The sequence below is a fragment of the Thalassobaculum salexigens DSM 19539 genome, assembly GCF_000423805.1.
GTDB classification, from domain to species: Bacteria; Pseudomonadota; Alphaproteobacteria; order Thalassobaculales; family Thalassobaculaceae; genus Thalassobaculum; species Thalassobaculum litoreum.
The window spans coordinates 84,367-99,253 of sequence record NZ_AUIR01000012.1 but is presented as its reverse complement, the minus strand read 5'-3'; the positions used below and the strand labels follow the sequence as shown (position 1 = coordinate 99,253).

The following is a 14,887-nucleotide window of genomic DNA, read 5'->3' as shown; positions in this document are numbered from 1 at the left end:
AGGCTCAGTCCGCCGGCCTTGTTTCGCACCCGCACCCTGCATACACTCCGCGCGCTTTCCGGAGGACAGACGTGACCGATACACAAGCCGACAAACCCGCCGCCGCGCCCGCTCCAGCGCCGGTCGATACCATGAGCTTCGAGGACGCCCTGCGCGAGCTCGAAGCGATCGTCGAGACCCTGGAGCAGGGCCGAGGCTCGCTGGACGACGCCATCGCCGCCTATGAGCGGGGGGCGGCGCTGAAGAAGCACTGCCAGAAGAAGCTGGAGGAGGCCCGCCTCAAGGTCGAGAAGATCAAGCTCGACGAGAGCGGTCAGCCGTCCGGCACCACCGATTTCGACGCCTGAGGGGAGCTGTCGATGGCCGACCTGCAGACGCTGCTGGCGGAGTGCGCCGCCACGGTCGACAAGACCATGGACCTGCTGCTGCCGCAGCCGGACGACGCCGAGGCGTTGCTGTTCGAGGCGATGCGCTATTCCTGCACGGCCGGCGGTAAGCGGCTGCGGCCGTTCCTGGTGATGCAGTCCGCCGCCCTGTTCCGGGTCGACAAGCGCTGTGCCGCCCGGGTCGCATCGGCCGTGGAGTTCATGCACACCTATTCGCTGATCCATGACGACCTGCCGGCCATGGACAATGCCGACACGCGGCGCGGCCGGCCGAGCTGCCACAAGCAGTTCGACGAGGCGACCGCGATCCTGGCCGGCGACGCGCTGCAGGCGCTGGCCTTCGAGGTGCTGGCCGCCCCGGAGACCCATGCGGATCCCGCGGTGCGCATCGAACTGGTGCGCGAGCTGTCCCAGGCGGCCGGCGGCCACGGCATGTGCGGCGGCCAGATGATCGACCTGCTGGCGGAGCGCGACGGCGAGATGAACATCGGCGCCATCACCCGGCTGCAGCGCCTGAAGACCGGCGAGATGTTCGCGTTCTCCTCGGTGGCGGGCGCGATCCTGGGCAAAGGCTCCTATCGCTCCTATATGGCATTGCATAACTTCGCGCAGGAGTTCGGTTTGGCGTTCCAGATCGCCGACGACCTGCTGGACGCCGAGGGCGACCCGGAGAAGACCGGCAAGCCAGTGGGTCAGGACGCCGCAGCCGGCAAGGCGACGTTCGTGTCTATCCTGGGAGCCGAACGGGCACGGGCGCAGGCCCACCTGCTGATCGACCAGGCGGTGCACGCTCTGGAGGTGTTCGACGAGGCCGCCGACCCGCTGCGCGAGGCCGCGCGCTACGTCGTCGACCGCACGAACTGACGGACTGGAAAGCGTTTATCATGAGCAATCGGCCCGAGACCCCGCTCCTGGACCGCATCGCCTCGCCGGACGACCTGAAGGGGCTGAGCGTTGCCGACCTGCGCCAAGTGGCCGACGAGCTGCGGGCCGAGACGATTTCGGCGGTGTCGGTGACCGGCGGTCATCTGGGTGCCGGTCTCGGCGTGGTCGAGCTGACCGTGGCCCTGCATCACGTGTTCGACACGCCGCGCGACAAGGTCATCTGGGATGTCGGCCACCAGGCCTATCCCCATAAGATCCTGACCGGCCGGCGCGACCGCATCCGCACCCTGCGCCAGGGGGGAGGTCTGTCGGGCTTCACCAAGCGCTCGGAAAGCGAATACGACCCGTTCGGCGCGGCGCACAGCTCCACCTCCATTTCCTCCGGCCTCGGCATGGCCGCCGCCCGCGACCTGCTGGGCGACGATTTCGACGTGGTCTCGGTGATCGGCGACGGCTCCATGAGCGCCGGCATGGCCTATGAGGCGATGAACAACGCCGGGGCGTCGGCCAGCCGGATGCTGGTGATCCTGAACGACAACGACATGTCGATCGCCCCGCCGGTCGGCGCGATGAGCGCCTATCTGTCTCAGATCGTCTCGTCGCGCTCCTTCGCCTCGTTCCGCGAGCTCGGCAAGCAGGTCGCCCGCCACTTCCCCAAGCCGCTGGAGCGCGCCGCCCAGCGCGCCGAGGAATTCGCCCGCGGCATGCTGACCGGCGGCACCCTTTTCGAGGAGATGGGATTCTTCTATGTCGGCCCGGTCGACGGCCATAACCTCGACCATCTCGTGCCGATCCTGAAGAAGCTGAAGGGCCGCAAGCAGGGGCCCGTGCTGCTGCACGTGGTCACCGAGAAGGGCCGCGGCCATCCGTTCAACGAGGCCAATGCCGAGAAGTACCACGCCGTCGCCAAGTTCGACGTGGTCACCGGCGCCCAGGCCAAGCCGAAGCCGAACGCGCCCAGCTATACCAACGTCTTCGCCGAGAGCCTGATCCAGGCGGCCGAGGCCGACGACCGCATCGTCGCGGTGACCGCCGCCATGCCGTCCGGGACCGGCCTGAACAAATTCGCCGAGCGCTTTCCGGAGCGCAGCTTCGACGTGGGCATCGCCGAGCAGCATGCGGTGACCTTCGCCGCCGGCATGGCCTGCGAGGGGATGAAGCCCTTCGCCGCGATCTACTCCACCTTCCTGCAGCGCGGCTACGACCAGGTCGTGCACGATGTGATGCTGCAGAGCCTGCCGGTGCGCTTCGCCATCGACCGCGCCGGGCTGGTCGGCGCCGACGGGGCGACCCACGCCGGCGCCTTCGACCTGACCTATCTCGGCTGTCTGCCGAATTTCGTGATCATGGCGCCGTCGGACGAGGCGGAGCTGAAGCACATGGTCGCCACCGCCGCCGCCATAGACGACGGCCCTTCCGCCCTGCGTTATCCGCGCGGCGAGGGCGTGGGTGTGGAGTTGCCGGTCACCGGCTCGGTGCTGGAGATCGGCAAGGGCAGGGTGGTGCGCGAGGGCACGACCGTGGCGATCCTCTCGCTGGGCGGCCGTCTTCAGGACGCGCTGGCCGCGGCCGAGGCGCTGCAGGCGCGCGGGATCTCCACCACCGTCGCCGACGCCCGCTTCGCCAAGCCGATCGACGGCGAGCTGGTCACCCGCCTGGCCCGCGAGCATGCGGCGCTGATCACGGTGGAGGAGAACGCCATCGGCGGCTTCGCCTCACAGGTGCTGCATCACCTAGCCCATGCCGGACTGCTGGATGCCGGGCTGGCGGTGCGTCCGATGGTGCTGCCGGACCGCCCCATCGACCACGACAGCCAGTCCGCCCAGTACAAGGATGCGGGGCTGGATTCCGAGGCCATCGTGACCACCGCACTCGGCGCGCTGATGGCGACGGGGGCCTCCATCGCGTCCGGCGCCGGCCCGGTGGCCTGAGGCCGCTCCCGGTCGTGCTCTACCCGTCCTTCTCCCGCGCGATGCGCTTGCGCGCCCTGCGGGCCCCCGACCAGACCAGGATCGCGATCACCGGCACGGCGAAGCCCTGCACCGCGGGGACGTTGATCTCGGCACCGACCGACTTCATCGCATAGAGCAGATAGCCGGCGACTCCCACTACGTAATAGGTGATGGCGGCGACCGACAGGCCCTCCACGGTCTGCTGCAGGCGGAGCTGGAGGCGGGCGCGCCGGTCCATGGAGGCGAGCAGGTCGCGGTTCTGCGCCTCCAGGGTGATGTCCACACGCGTGCGCAGCAGGTTCGCCGCCCGGGTGGCCCGCTCCGACAGGGAGGACTGCCGCGATGCGGTCGACTCGCAGGTCCGCATGGCCGGGGTGAAACGGCGGTCCACATAGGCGCTGGGGGTGGGGTGGTCGCCCAGCGGCACCTCGGCGATCTCCACCACCCGGTCGACCACCAGCCCTTCATAGGCCCGGGCCGCGGCGAAGCGGTAGGACGTGGCGGCGATGTTCTCCTCGATCTCCGCCGACAGGGTGATCAGCCGCTCCAGCATCCGCTGCTCGTCGTCGATCTGTCCGACCGAGGTCATCGTGCCGGTCAGCTCCGCCAGCGACGCATCGATCCGGGCGATGGTCGGGGCCGCCTCGCGCGCCTTGGGCAGGGCGAGCAGGGCCATGTCGCGGTATGTCTGGATCTCCACCAGACGCTGCACCAGCCGCCCGGCCTGGCGCGGCAGCAGGGTGCGGTCGAACACCAGCATGCGCACGAAGCCGTCCGGCGCGATCCGGTGGTCGGTGGCGATCTCCGCCGCCCCGCCGAGCACGGTCGCCCGGCACAGCGAAGACAGCGACAGGTGCTTGGCCAGATCCTCCTCGGCCCGGTCGCTGGTCTCCGGCAGCAGGGCCAGGTGGATCGCCACGACCCGCTCGCCGGGCAGGGAGGCCAGCCAGTCCGGCGGCGCCAGGGCCGATGCCGGCTCGGCGAACGGGGCGTCGAACGGGCCGTGGCGCAGGAAGGTGTAGGTCGTGAACTCGGTATGGCGCTCCCATTTCAGGCGGAAGGTGCCGAAATCCATGATGTGGTGGGTCGCCTCCTCGCCCGGGGGCGTGCCGCCGAGCCTGGCGCAGAGATCCGCCAGCCGGGCGCGCTCGACCTCGCGGGAGCCGGTGCCGGTGAGCAGGGCGATATGGGAGATCCGCTCCGGCGCCTCGAGTTCTGCAAACGGGCGCGCGTGCAGCTCCGCCGCCAGCGGAAACCTCAGCGGATGATCGGACGGGGCGGACATCGGGCCGGTACCTCGTCGCTGCGAATGCGCCTAATACGCGTGAAAGCGGCAGGTGGATCAGCCGGCCAGATCGTGGGCCGTACCGTGGGGCCAGAATCTATATTCCGATATTCTTCGGAATATCGTTGAAGAGGCGGCCGATCCGTCATATATGTGGCTCATGGACAGCACAGAGACAGCGCGCCGTCTGGAGGCGCTTGGCAACGCGACCCGGCTGGAGATCTTCCGCACCCTTGTGCGGGCCGGGCCGGACGGACTGCCGGTGGGGGAGATCCAGTCCCGCACGGGCACGGCGCGTTCGACCCTGTCGCACCACCTGCACAAACTGATCGCCGTCGATCTGGTCCGCCAGGAGCGGGACGGGACCACCCTGTACTGCCACGCGAACTATTCCGAGATGCAGGCGACCATCGACTATCTCACCCGGGAGTGCTGCGCCGACGCGCGCGGCAAATCCTGCGACGCCGCGTAATCGCGGCTTTTTTTTGCCCAGGAATGTCGATATTCTTGGGAATAACGAAGAAGGAGCAACCCGATGGCCGACATGGCCCTGACCACCCGGCGTCTCGCCGGCAGGATTGACTGGACGCTGGTCGTCGTTCTGGCGGCTTTCGCCGTGCTCGCGATCATCAACGCCGGGCAGGCGCGGGACAGCGCCATCTTCGTCGGCGAGGCCCTGCTGGGGGTGGCACCGTTCCTGTTCGCCTCCATCGCCATCGCCGCCTATGCCAAGGCGAGCGGGGCCGACGGCCTGATTGCTCGGGCTTTCGAGGGGCGGGAGGTGACGATGATCGGTGCCGCCGCCCTGATGGGCGCTCTGTCGCCGTTCTGCAGCTGCGGCGTGATCCCGCTGATCGCGGCCCTGCTGTCCATGGGCGTGCCGCTGGCGCCGGTCATGGCGTTCTGGCTGGCCTCGCCGCTGATGGACCCATCCATGTTCTTCCTGACCGCCGGCACGCTGGGCATGGACTTCGCTCTATTCAAGGTGTTCGCCGCCATCGCGGTCGGCCTGATCGGCGGCTTCGGCACCTTCGCCGTGGTGCGCGCCGGCGGCTTCGAGAACCCGCTGCGCGAGGGTGTTGGCAATGGCGGCTGCGGCGCCTCCAGCGTGCGTGCGCCCAAGCAGGTCGTCTGGAAGTTCTGGGATGAGTCGGCCCGGCGCGAGCGGTTCGCCAAGAACGCCTGGGAGAACACCCTGTTCCTGGGCAAGTGGCTGGCCGTCGCCTTCTTCCTGGAGAGCCTGATGCTGGCCTATATCCCGGCCGAGACCGTGACGTCGGTGATCGGCGGGGAGGGATGGCTGCCGGTCCTGGGGGCCACCCTGGTCGGCGTGCCGGCCTATCTGAACGGCTACGCCGCCCTGCCGCTGGTCGGCGGGCTGATCGAGCAGGGCATGGCGCCCGGCGCGGGCATGGCCTTCCTGCTGGCCGGCGGCGTCAGCTCCATTCCGGCGATGATCGCGGTTTGGGCTCTGGCCCGGCCGCATGTGTTCGCCGTATACCTGGGCTTCGCCTTTGTCGGAGCCTTCTCCATGGGAGCGCTGTACGGCGTGATCGTTTGACCTCTTCCGCCTCCACGGCGGCGGCGTTTCCCACGGGACGCGTCGCCGCCCTCGCCATTGCCGAAACGCTCGTCTGGGCCGGGATGTTCTACAGCTTCCCGGCGCTGATCGCGTATTGGGAGGCTGATCTCGGCTGGTCGAAGACCGAGCTTGCCGGCGCCTATTCCGCCGCCCTGGTCTGCTCCGCCCTTTGCGCCCCGCTGATGGGCAAGATCATCGACAAGGGACACGGCCGGGCGGTGCTCACGGTCTGTGCCGTCGTCGGCGGCGTGCTGGTCGGGCTGCTGAGCGTGGTCCAGGCTTCCTGGCAGTTCTTCGTTCTGTGGCTCGGCATCGGCGTGTGCATGTCCGGATGCCTGTACGAGCCCTGCTTCGCCTTCGTCACCCGGATGATGGGCGGCGAGGCGCGCCGGGCGATCACCCGCATCACCCTGATCGCCGGGTTCGCCGGCACCGTCTCGTTCCCGCTCGCCGGGTTCGTGTCGGAAGCCTATGGCTGGCGGGTGGCGGTACTGACCTTCGCGGTGATCATCCTGGTGGTAGCCATCCCGCTGTTCCGCTACGGCACCGCCCTGCCGGCGCCCGAGGAGGAGCCCGAGGCGCGCAAGCCCCTGCCGGGAAGCTCCTCCGACCTGCGCCGGGCGATGGCCAAACCGACCTTCTGGCTGCTCGGCATCACCTTCTCGATGATCGGCCTGACCCACGGCATCATCATCACCCACCTGCTGCCGATGCTGGCCGAGCGCGACGTGCCGGTGGCGACGGCGGTGCTGGCCGCCTCGATGATCGGGCCGATGCAGGTCGCCGGCCGGGTGGCGATGATGGTGGTGGAGCGCCGGCTGTCCATGCAGGTGATCTGTGCGGTGTCCTTCCTGTTCATGATCGCGGCGATCTCGTCGCTGATCGGCTCGATGGCGCTGCCGGCGCTGCTGGTGCTGTTCGTGTTCTTCCAGGGTTCCGGCTACGGCGTCACGTCGATCACCCGGCCGGTGGTGACGGCCGAGATCCTCGGGCGGCAGGGGTTCGGCTCGATCTCCGGCGCGCTGGCCCTGGGGTTCATGGGAGCGAACGCCGCCGCGGCCACCCTGGGTGCCGCGATCTGGGAGGTCGGCGGCTACGCGATGGTGCGCTGGATGGTGTTCGGCTGCGTCCTGGTGGGGCTGATGGCGTTTCTCACGGCGATGACGCTCGCGAAGCGGGAGCGGGCGGCGTAACCCCACCAGTATTCGTCATCCCGGCTGTGCCCGGACTTGATCCGGCGCTCACCGGGATGACGGCTGGGGGTCAAGCAGGCCCGCTCGCCGCCAGCAGGGAGGCGTTGCCGCCCGCCGCCGTGGTGTCGATGCAGAGATGCCGCTCCAGCACGTAGCGCTCCGGGTCGATGCGGTCGGTGATCGGGATCAGCAGCGGCCCGGCGCGCTTCGCCAGCGCCTGGGCGATCGGCCGGACGTCCTCGCGGGTGCCGGCATAAGCCACGCCGTCGATCCCGGCGATCTCGGACAGGGCGCCGATCTCCACCGTGCCCTCGGCCACGATCAGCGCCGGGGCCAGATCCTTCAACTCGGCCAGGACCGCCTCCGCGCCGGGGGCGACCACCACCGCCCGGTTGCCGGTGGCCAGCGCCTGGATCGCCTGGTCCCGCGCCACCTCCGCGCTGGGGCCGAGGCACAGAATCACGCCGCGCGGGTGCACGCTGAACCGGTTGCTCTCGCCGGTCGGCCCCGGCAGTTCCAGCACCTGGTCGGCGATGTCGGCGGCGGCGCTGAGTGCGGGAGAGCCGGACGACAGCGCCCGACCGACCGCGCGCAGGGTCGACCGTCCCCGGGCCGAGGACACCAGCCGCGACAGGGCGGCGGCGTCGACGAACCCGGCCGGTGCCTGTCCCGGCTCCGGCGTCTCGCCCGCCGTGCGGAAGCGCGACAGATAGTGCGGACCGCCGGCCTTGGGTCCGGTCCCCGACAGCCCTTCGCCGCCGAACGGCTGGGAGCCGACAATGGCGCCGATCTGGTTGCGGTTGACGTAGAGATTGCCGACCTCGGCCCGGTCGACCACCTGCTGGACCCGGCTGTCCACCCGGGTATGCAGTCCGAAGGTCAGGCCGTAGCCCTTGGCGTTGACCCGCTCGACCACGCCGTCGATGTCGTCCGGCGCAAAGGTCGCCACATGCAGGACCGGGCCGAAGATCTCGCGCTCAAGCTCCTCGATGCCCGACACCTCGATCACCGTCGGCGGCACGAAGGTGCCCTTGGCCGGGGTCTTCAGCCGCTTCAGCACCTTGCCGGCCTGCTCCATGGCCATGCAGTGCGCCTCGATGCCGGCACGGGCCTCTTCGTCGATCACCGGGCCGACATCGGTTGAGAGCAGGCGCGGGTCGCCCAGCCGCAGCTCGTCCATGGCGCCGAACAGCATCTCCAGCAGCCGGTCCTTGACCTCCTGTTGAACGAAGAGGCAGCGCAGGGCGGAGCAGCGCTGGCCGGCGCTCTGGAAGGACGAGGCGATGATGTCGCGCACCGCCTGTTCCGGCAGGGCGGTGCTGTCGACGATCATCGCGTTCAGTCCGCCGGTCTCCGCGATCAGCGGCGCGTCGGCGGCACCGGTCTCGGCCATGGCCTGCTGGATGCGCCGGGCGGTGTCGGTGGAGCCGGTGAAGCACACGCCGTCGATCCGCGGGTCGCCGACCAGGGCGCCACCGACCTTGGCGCCGTCGCCAGGCAGGAGCTGGATCACGTCGTCGGGCAGCCCGGCCTCGTGCATCAGCGCCACGGCGCGGGCGGCGAGCAGCGCGGTCTGCTCGGCCGGCTTGGCGATGACGGTGTTGCCCGATACGAGCGCGGCGGTGATCTGGCCGGTGAAGATCGCCAGCGGGAAGTTCCAGGGCGAGATGCACACGAAGGTGCCGCGCCCTTTCTCGGCATCGCCGAAGCGGCGGGTTTCGGCGGCGTAGTAGCGGCAGAAATCCACCGCCTCGCGCACCTCGCCGATGGCGTCCAGCAGGGTCTTGCCGGCCTCGCGCGCCAGGATGACGAAGAGTTCCGGCGCGTTCGCCTCGTAGAGATCGGCCACGGCTTCGATGAGGCTCGCCCGCTCGGCGGCGGGGCGGTTGCGCCAGGTCTCCTGGGCGGCCCTGGCGCGCAGGATGGCGTCCTCCACCTCCTGCTCGTCCGCGTCCACGACCCGGCCGACCAAGTCGTCCGGATCGGCCGGGTTGATCACCTCGGCACCGGGCCGGTCGCCGCCATGGGTCGGGGCCGCCTGCCAGGTGGTCTTGGCGAAGGGCGCGCGGGCCTCGTCCAGGGCGACGAGATCGACCGGATCGGTCTGGTCCCATCCCTTGGCGTTGCGCCGCTCGCCGCCGTAGATGTTTGCCGGTGCCGGGATATGCGGATTGGCGGATCCGGCCTGTGGGAACGGGTCGGCGGCGACCCGTTCGGCCGGCACGCTGGCATCGACGATCTGGTTCACGAAGGACGAGTTGGCGCCGTTCTCCAGTAGCCGGCGGACCAGATAGGCCAGCAGGTCCTGGTGCTTGCCGACCGGCGCGTAGATCCGGCAGCGGGTGCCGTATTCCGTCTTCACCGTGCCGTGCAGCGACTCGCCCATACCATGCAGGCGCTGGAACTCGAAGCTGTCCCGGTCCTCACCGGCCATGTGCAGGATGGCGGCGGCGGTATGGGCGTTGTGGCTGGCGAACTGCGGGTAGATCCGGTCGGTCATTCCCAGCAGCAGCCGGGCGCAGGCGATGTAGGAGACGTCGGTATTGGCCTTCTGGGTGAACACCGGATAGCCGTCGAGGCCGAGGGTCTGGGCGCGCTTGATCTCGGTATCCCAGTAGGCACCCTTGACCAGCCGCACCATGATCCGCCGGTCGAGCCGCTCGGCCAGCTCATACAGCCAGCGCAGCATGAAATGGGCGCGCGGCCCGAAGGCCTGGACCACCACGCCGAAACCGTCCCAGCCCTCCAGCGCCTCGTCGCTCAGCACCGCCTCGATCACGTCGAGTGACAGGTCGAGCCGGTCGGCCTCCTCGGCGTCGATGTTGAAGCCCATGTTCGCGCTCTTCGCCAGCAGGGCGAGCGAGCGGCAGCGCGCGGTGAGCTGCGACATCACCCGCTGCTTCTGCGGCACCTCGTAGCGCGGGTGCAGGGCCGAAAGCTTGACCGAGATGCCCGGATTCTCGCGGATGTCCTTGGACTTGCAGGCGGGCGCGATGGCGGTGATGGCGTCGGAATAGGACAGGTGGTAGCGCCGGGCGTCGGCCTCGGTCCGGGCGGCCTCGCCCAGCATGTCGAAGGAGTAGGTGTAGCCGCGCTCCTCCATGCCGGCGCCGCGCTTCATCGCCTCCTCGATGGTGCGGCCGAGCACGAACTGGCGGCCGAGCTCGATCATCGCCTGGCCGGTGGCGGTGCGCACCACCGGCTCGCCGAGACGGCGCACGGCCCCGCGCAGGGCGGTGACCAGCCCCTGCTGCTCGCCCGGCCGCAGGACGGTGCCGGTCAGCATCAGCGCCCAGGTGGACGCGTTGACCAGGGAGGAGGAGGAATGGCCGAGATGCTGGCCCCATTCGCCGGGGACGATCTTGTCCTCGATCAGCGCGTCGATGGTCGGCGTGTCCGGCACCCGCAGCAGCGCCTCGGCCAGGCACATCAGCGCGATGCCCTCCTTGGTGGAGAGGCCGTATTCGGCGAGGAAACTCTCCATCGCGGTCGGCTCGGTCGAGCTGCGCACGCTTTCCACCAACCGGGCCGCGTCCTTCGAGATCGCCGTCCGATCCGCCTCCGACAGGCCGGCGGCCTGTTTCAGGGCGGCGATCCGCGCGCTCTCCTCGGCCAGGGTCGCCGCGCGGATCTCGGCGCGCAGATCCGCGTTCGCATGGGTAGCGGTGGCATTGGGGGCGCTGGAATGGCTATGCTCGGCCGACGGTGCGGTCATTGCCTTCTCCGATCTGGGGTGTTGGAAACCTACACGCTGGAGGGGCGGTCCGTCATCGCTTGTGACACCTGTTCGGAGCGCGCCGCGCCGTGACCGAGATCGGCTTCTACCATCTGACTGCGACGGCCATGGACCGGGCCCTGCCGAAGCTGCTGGAGCGGACGCTGGAGGCCGGCGAGCGCGCCGTGGTGCGGCTTGCCTCCGAGGAACGGGTGCAGGCGCTGAACGCCCATCTCTGGGTCTATGAGGAGAAGTCCTGGCTGCCCCACGGCTGCCGCAAGGACGGCGAGGCGGAGCTGCAGCCGGTCTGGCTGACCGAGCGCGAGGAGAACCCGAACGGCGCCACCTTCCTGTTCCTGGCCGAAGGAATGGAGGCGTCGGACCTGGACAGCTTCAAGCGGGTGTTCGACCTGTTCGACGGCCGCGACGACCAGGCGGTGGCCGCCGCGAGGGCGCGATGGAAGACGGCGCGCGAGGCCGGTCACACGCTCACCTACTGGCGCCAGAAGGACAATGGCGGCTGGGAGAAGGCCGGGTAGGGGCCTCCGCTTGCGAGGAATCGCCGGCGACGCTTGCCGCTGTCCCGCCGCGTCGCTATAAGGCCCGCGCCATTACCGGACATCCGGGCGCTGTGCCCGAGCCACATATCCCGCAAACAAGACAACGGAAGAGAGAGCCATGGCCCTCGAGCGCACCTTCTCCATCATCAAGCCGGACGCTACCGAGCGGAACCTGACCGGCGCCGTCAACGCCAAGATCGAAGAGGCGGGCCTGCGCATCGTCGCCCAGAAGCGGATCCAGATGACCCGCGGCCAGGCCGAGACCTTCTACGCCGTCCACAAGGAGCGTCCGTTCTTCGGCGAACTGGTCGACTTCATGATCTCCGCGCCGGTCGTCGTCCAGGTGCTGGAAGGCGAGAACGCGGTCGCGAAGTATCGCGACGTCATGGGCGCGACCAACCCGGAGCAGGCCGCCGAGGGCACGATCCGCAAGGCCTTCGCCAAGTCGATCGGCGAGAACTCGGTGCACGGCTCCGACGCGGCCGAGACCGCGGCGATCGAGATCGCCCAGTTCTTCAGCGGCAACGAAATCGTCGGCTGATCGCGTCGGCTGATCGCGACCCGACGCCGAAACGAAAAGGGCCGGTCCTGAGGACCGGCCCTTTTTTCATGCGCGGGATCTGGTTTCAGACGACGAAGATCGCCAGCAGGACCAGCAGGACCGCAATGGCGACCCCGTTCCACAGCGTGAAGTTCATGAAGCCTTCCCAGAACGCCTTCCGCTCGCGGGTCAGTTCAGCGAATTGATCGTTACCGGCCATGCTCCAAATTCCTCCAAGGCGCAGGTTCGTCCATCTGACGGGGTTATACGGGAACGGGGCGCGCGGGAAAAGTCTCTTGGCGCCCGATTGAGTCTCCGCTCAGAGCATCGTTCCGACCATGCCGGCGCCGAACGCGGCGATGGTGATGCCGGTCAGATGCACCGCATTCGCCCCCATGGTCGCGAAGCGTTGACACAGCAGCCGGGCGCCGAACAGGCCGCAGCCATGCAGCAGGGCCGTCGCCAGCACGAACCCGGCGCCGTATTCGGCGGCCGAGAGGCTCGGGGCCATCTCGGTGCCGTGGGCATGGCCGTGGAACACCGCGAAGCCCGCCGCCAGGGCGACGGCGGCGGCTTCCGGGATCGACCGGCCGAAGGTCGTGGCCAGGCCGAGCACGACGACCGACGCGCCGATCCCCAATTCGACCATCGGCACCGGCAGGCCCAGCGATCCGGCGGCGGCGCCGAGCATCATCATGGCGAGGAAGGCGCAGGGCACGCTCCACATCGCGCGCCCGCCGACCACGGCGGCCATGGTGCCGACGGCGATCATCGTCAGCATGTGGTCGACGCCGGTCATGGGATGCAGGAATCCGATGGCGAAACTCGCCACGAGGCCGCTGCCGGCATGGGCCAGGGCCGGGGTCGCGAGGGCACCGAGCGCGGTGACGGTCAGGACCGCGACAGCCAGGGCGGCGACGGGGAGCGAGCGCATGGGAAAGTCCCTCCAGAATGACGATGGAGGAAGTCTAGACCGGTGATTTGCGATGCAACAAGACGTCGGGCGCGGTATCCGGCGTCGGCGTCAGCCGGTGAGCGCGCGCCGTCCCTCGATGCGCACGGCGCCGCCGGCCAGGAGCGCCAGTCCCTTGGGATAGATCCGGTGTTCCTGCTCGAGAATCCGCGCCGACAGCGCGGCTTCGTCGTCGCTGTCCAGCACCGGAACGGTGGCCTGCTCGAGAATCGGTCCGTCGTCCAGGTCCGGGGTGACCAGATGCACGGTACAGCCGGCCACCTTCACGCCCGCCTCCAGCGCCTGGCGCTGCGGGTGCAGGCCCTTGAAGCTGGGCAGCAGGGAGGGATGGATGTTCAGCATCCGACCGGCCCAGCCCTCCACGAATCCGCGCGACAGGATCCGCATGAAGCCGGCGAGGCAGACGATCTCGCAGCCCGCCGCGCGCAGGGCCGCGTCCATCGCCGCATCGAAGCTCTCGCGGTCGCCATAGCCCTTGTGGTCGAACACCTGGGTGGCGATCCCGGCCTTGGCGGCCCGCTGCAGGCCGAAGGCGTCAGCCTTGTTGGAGACGACCAGGGCGATCTCGGCCGGATACGCGGGGTCGGAGGTGGCGTCGATCAGCGCCTGCAGGTTGCTGCCGCTCCCTGAGATCAGCACGCCGACGCGTTTGCGGGCCATCACGCCAGCCAGGTCTGGTCGAGACCGTCGAACATCACCGCGTCGCCGGTACGCGTCTCGATCCGGCCGACCCGAACGGGCGTCTCGCCATGGTCGGACAGGGCAGTCTCGACGGCCTCCACGGCATCCGCCCGCACCACCACCAGCATGCCGAGGCCGCAGTTGAAGGTACGCAGCATCTCGCGTCCCTCGATGCCGCCCGCCTTGGCGAGCCACGGGAACACGGCCGGCGGCGTCCAACTCGTCAGGTCCAGCCGCAGGGCCAGAGCGTCGCCATAGACCCGGGGCGGGTTCTCCACCAGACCGCCGCCGGTGACATGGACGAAGCCGTGCACCGCGTCGGTCTGCAGCGCCGCGAGGCAGGCCTTCACATAGATCCGGGTCGGGGCCAGCAGCGCCTCGGCCACGGTCTTGCCGGGCTCGAACGGAGCCGGCGCGTCCCAGGCGAGGCCGGCGCGCTCCACCACCCGGCGCACCAGGGAATAGCCGTTGGAATGCACGCCGGAGGAGGCGAGGCCGAGCACGATGTCGCCTTCGCCCACCTTGTCGCGCTCCAGCACCCGGTCGCGCTCGACCGCACCGACGGAGAAGCCGGCGAGGTCGTAGTCGCCTTCGGAATACATGCCCGGCATCTCGGCGGTCTCGCCGCCGATCAGCCCGCAGCCGGCCTGGCGGCAACCCTCGGCAATGCCGGCGACCACGTCGCGGGCGACGGCCACCTCCAGCTTGCCGGTGGCGTAGTAGTCCAGGAACATCAGCGGCTCGGCGCCCTGGACCACCAGGTCGTTGACGCACATGGCGACCAGGTCGATGCCGACGGTGTCGTGCTTGCCGGATTCCAGCGCCACCCGCAGCTTGGTGCCCACGCCGTCGGTGGCCGCCACCAGGATCGGGTCGGAGAAACCGGCCGCCTTCAGGTCGAACAGCCCGCCGAAACCGCCGAGATCGGCGTTCGCCCCCGGCCGCCTAGTCGAGGCGGCAAGCGGCTTGATCGCCTCCACCAGGGCGTCGCCCGCGTCGATATCGACGCCCGCGTCCCGATAGGTGAGGGGGGTGTTCGCGCCACCGGTGCCGGGGCCCTTTGAGTAACTGTCGCTAGGGGCGGTTATGGTGTCCTCCACCGCGCTGGGCTATAACTCCGGTCCGGTTGCCATT

Annotated in this window: 14 protein-coding genes; 8 read left to right on the top strand and 6 right to left on the bottom strand. The window is 69.4% G+C overall.

Features of this window, described 5'->3' with window-relative positions; all coding sequences use genetic code 11:
* Window positions 1–71 precede the first annotated feature (71 nt).
* From G578_RS0100470 to dxs, 3 genes are read left to right on the top strand one after another with little or no spacing between them, the layout of a single operon-like run.
* Window positions 72–347 carry an exodeoxyribonuclease VII small subunit gene (locus G578_RS0100470; protein ID WP_281169140.1) on the top strand — a complete coding sequence of 92 codons (276 nt, stop codon included), beginning with the start codon at window positions 72–74 and terminating at the stop codon, window positions 345–347.
* A 12-nt stretch (window positions 348–359) separates the two neighbouring features.
* Window positions 360–1,250, top strand: a complete 891-nt coding sequence (locus tag G578_RS0100465) for a polyprenyl synthetase family protein (protein ID WP_028792582.1) — start codon at window positions 360–362, stop codon at window positions 1,248–1,250.
* Window positions 1,251–1,270: 20 nt separating this feature from the next.
* Window positions 1,271–3,202 carry a 1-deoxy-D-xylulose-5-phosphate synthase gene (gene dxs, locus G578_RS0100460; protein WP_028792581.1) on the top strand — a complete coding sequence of 644 codons (1,932 nt, stop codon included), beginning with the start codon at window positions 1,271–1,273 and terminating at the stop codon, window positions 3,200–3,202.
* 19 nt (window positions 3,203–3,221) lie between these two features.
* On the opposite strand, the gene G578_RS0100455 is transcribed toward dxs, so the two are convergent.
* Window positions 3,222–4,508 carry a DUF3422 family protein gene (locus tag G578_RS0100455; RefSeq protein WP_028792580.1) on the bottom strand — a complete coding sequence of 429 codons (1,287 nt, stop codon included), beginning with the start codon at window positions 4,506–4,508 and terminating at the stop codon, window positions 3,222–3,224.
* A gap of 160 nt (window positions 4,509–4,668) precedes the next feature.
* On the opposite strand from G578_RS0100455, the gene G578_RS0100450 reads away from it, so the two are divergent.
* The 3 genes from G578_RS0100450 to G578_RS0100440 all read left to right on the top strand — a co-directional run bounded on the left by G578_RS0100450 (window position 4,669) and on the right by G578_RS0100440 (window position 7,283).
* Window positions 4,669–4,980: an ArsR/SmtB family transcription factor gene (locus G578_RS0100450; protein ID WP_028792579.1), complete on the top strand. Its 312-nt coding sequence runs from the start codon at window positions 4,669–4,671 to the stop codon at window positions 4,978–4,980.
* A 63-nt stretch (window positions 4,981–5,043) separates the two neighbouring features.
* On the top strand, window positions 5,044–6,069 hold the full coding sequence (locus G578_RS0100445; RefSeq protein ID WP_028792578.1) for a permease: 1,026 nt from the start codon (window positions 5,044–5,046) through the stop codon (window positions 6,067–6,069).
* Window positions 6,066–7,283: an MFS transporter gene (locus tag G578_RS0100440; protein WP_051243416.1), complete on the top strand. Its 1,218-nt coding sequence runs from the start codon at window positions 6,066–6,068 to the stop codon at window positions 7,281–7,283. Before G578_RS0100445 ends, G578_RS0100440 begins: the two co-directional genes overlap by 4 nt.
* 70 nt (window positions 7,284–7,353) lie before the next feature.
* On the opposite strand, the gene putA is transcribed toward G578_RS0100440, so the two are convergent.
* Complete coding sequence (gene putA, locus G578_RS0100435; RefSeq protein WP_084618583.1) at window positions 7,354–10,998, bottom strand: bifunctional proline dehydrogenase/L-glutamate gamma-semialdehyde dehydrogenase PutA; 3,645 nt, start codon at window positions 10,996–10,998, stop codon at window positions 7,354–7,356.
* A gap of 89 nt (window positions 10,999–11,087) precedes the next feature.
* On the opposite strand from putA, the gene G578_RS0100430 reads away from it, so the two are divergent.
* Together G578_RS0100430 and ndk are read left to right on the top strand one after the other, a co-directional pair.
* The gene (locus tag G578_RS0100430; RefSeq protein ID WP_028792575.1) at window positions 11,088–11,537 is read left to right on the top strand and encodes a DNA polymerase III subunit chi; all 450 of its coding nucleotides are present in this window, start codon (window positions 11,088–11,090) and stop codon (window positions 11,535–11,537) included.
* Between the two features lie 139 nt (window positions 11,538–11,676).
* Window positions 11,677–12,099 carry a nucleoside-diphosphate kinase gene (gene ndk, locus G578_RS0100425; RefSeq protein WP_028792574.1) on the top strand — a complete coding sequence of 141 codons (423 nt, stop codon included), beginning with the start codon at window positions 11,677–11,679 and terminating at the stop codon, window positions 12,097–12,099.
* An 85-nt stretch (window positions 12,100–12,184) separates the two neighbouring features.
* On the opposite strand, the gene G578_RS28885 is transcribed toward ndk, so the two are convergent.
* The 4 genes from G578_RS28885 to purM form a co-directional block, all read right to left on the bottom strand.
* Window positions 12,185–12,319 (bottom strand): aa3-type cytochrome c oxidase subunit IV, encoded by a 135-nt coding sequence (locus G578_RS28885; RefSeq protein WP_084618582.1) that lies wholly within the window; start codon window positions 12,317–12,319, stop codon window positions 12,185–12,187.
* 99 nt (window positions 12,320–12,418) lie between these two features.
* Window positions 12,419–13,033, bottom strand: coding sequence for a HupE/UreJ family protein (locus tag G578_RS0100415; RefSeq protein ID WP_028792573.1), 615 nt, complete (start codon window positions 13,031–13,033; stop codon window positions 12,419–12,421).
* 90 nt (window positions 13,034–13,123) lie between these two features.
* The gene (purN, locus tag G578_RS0100410; protein ID WP_028792572.1) at window positions 13,124–13,732 is read right to left on the bottom strand and encodes a phosphoribosylglycinamide formyltransferase; all 609 of its coding nucleotides are present in this window, start codon (window positions 13,730–13,732) and stop codon (window positions 13,124–13,126) included.
* Window positions 13,732–14,853 carry a phosphoribosylformylglycinamidine cyclo-ligase gene (gene purM / locus G578_RS23970; RefSeq protein ID WP_425425855.1) on the bottom strand — a complete coding sequence of 374 codons (1,122 nt, stop codon included), beginning with the start codon at window positions 14,851–14,853 and terminating at the stop codon, window positions 13,732–13,734. Before purM ends, purN begins: the two co-directional genes overlap by 1 nt.
* Between the last annotated feature and the right edge of the window lie 34 nt (window positions 14,854–14,887).

Bases quoted from the DNA above. Each gene is read 5' to 3' on its own strand.
- G578_RS0100465 (WP_028792582.1), top strand. From the start codon at position 360: ATGGCCGACCTGCAGACGCTGCTGGCGGAGTGCGCCGCCACGGTCGAC.
- dxs (WP_028792581.1), top strand. From the start codon at position 1,271: ATGAGCAATCGGCCCGAGACCCCGCTCCTGGACCGCATCGCCTCGCCG.
- G578_RS0100455 (WP_028792580.1), bottom strand. From the start codon at position 4,508: ATGTCCGCCCCGTCCGATCATCCGCTGAGGTTTCCGCTGGCGGCGGAG.
- G578_RS0100450 (WP_028792579.1), top strand. From the start codon at position 4,669: ATGGACAGCACAGAGACAGCGCGCCGTCTGGAGGCGCTTGGCAACGCG.
- G578_RS0100445 (WP_028792578.1), top strand. From the start codon at position 5,044: ATGGCCGACATGGCCCTGACCACCCGGCGTCTCGCCGGCAGGATTGAC.
- putA (WP_084618583.1), bottom strand. From the start codon at position 10,998: ATGACCGCACCGTCGGCCGAGCATAGCCATTCCAGCGCCCCCAATGCC.
- ndk (WP_028792574.1), top strand. From the start codon at position 11,677: ATGGCCCTCGAGCGCACCTTCTCCATCATCAAGCCGGACGCTACCGAG.
- G578_RS28885 (WP_084618582.1), bottom strand. From the start codon at position 12,319: ATGGCCGGTAACGATCAATTCGCTGAACTGACCCGCGAGCGGAAGGCG.
- G578_RS0100415 (WP_028792573.1), bottom strand. From the start codon at position 13,033: ATGCGCTCGCTCCCCGTCGCCGCCCTGGCTGTCGCGGTCCTGACCGTC.
- purN (WP_028792572.1), bottom strand. From the start codon at position 13,732: ATGGCCCGCAAACGCGTCGGCGTGCTGATCTCAGGGAGCGGCAGCAAC.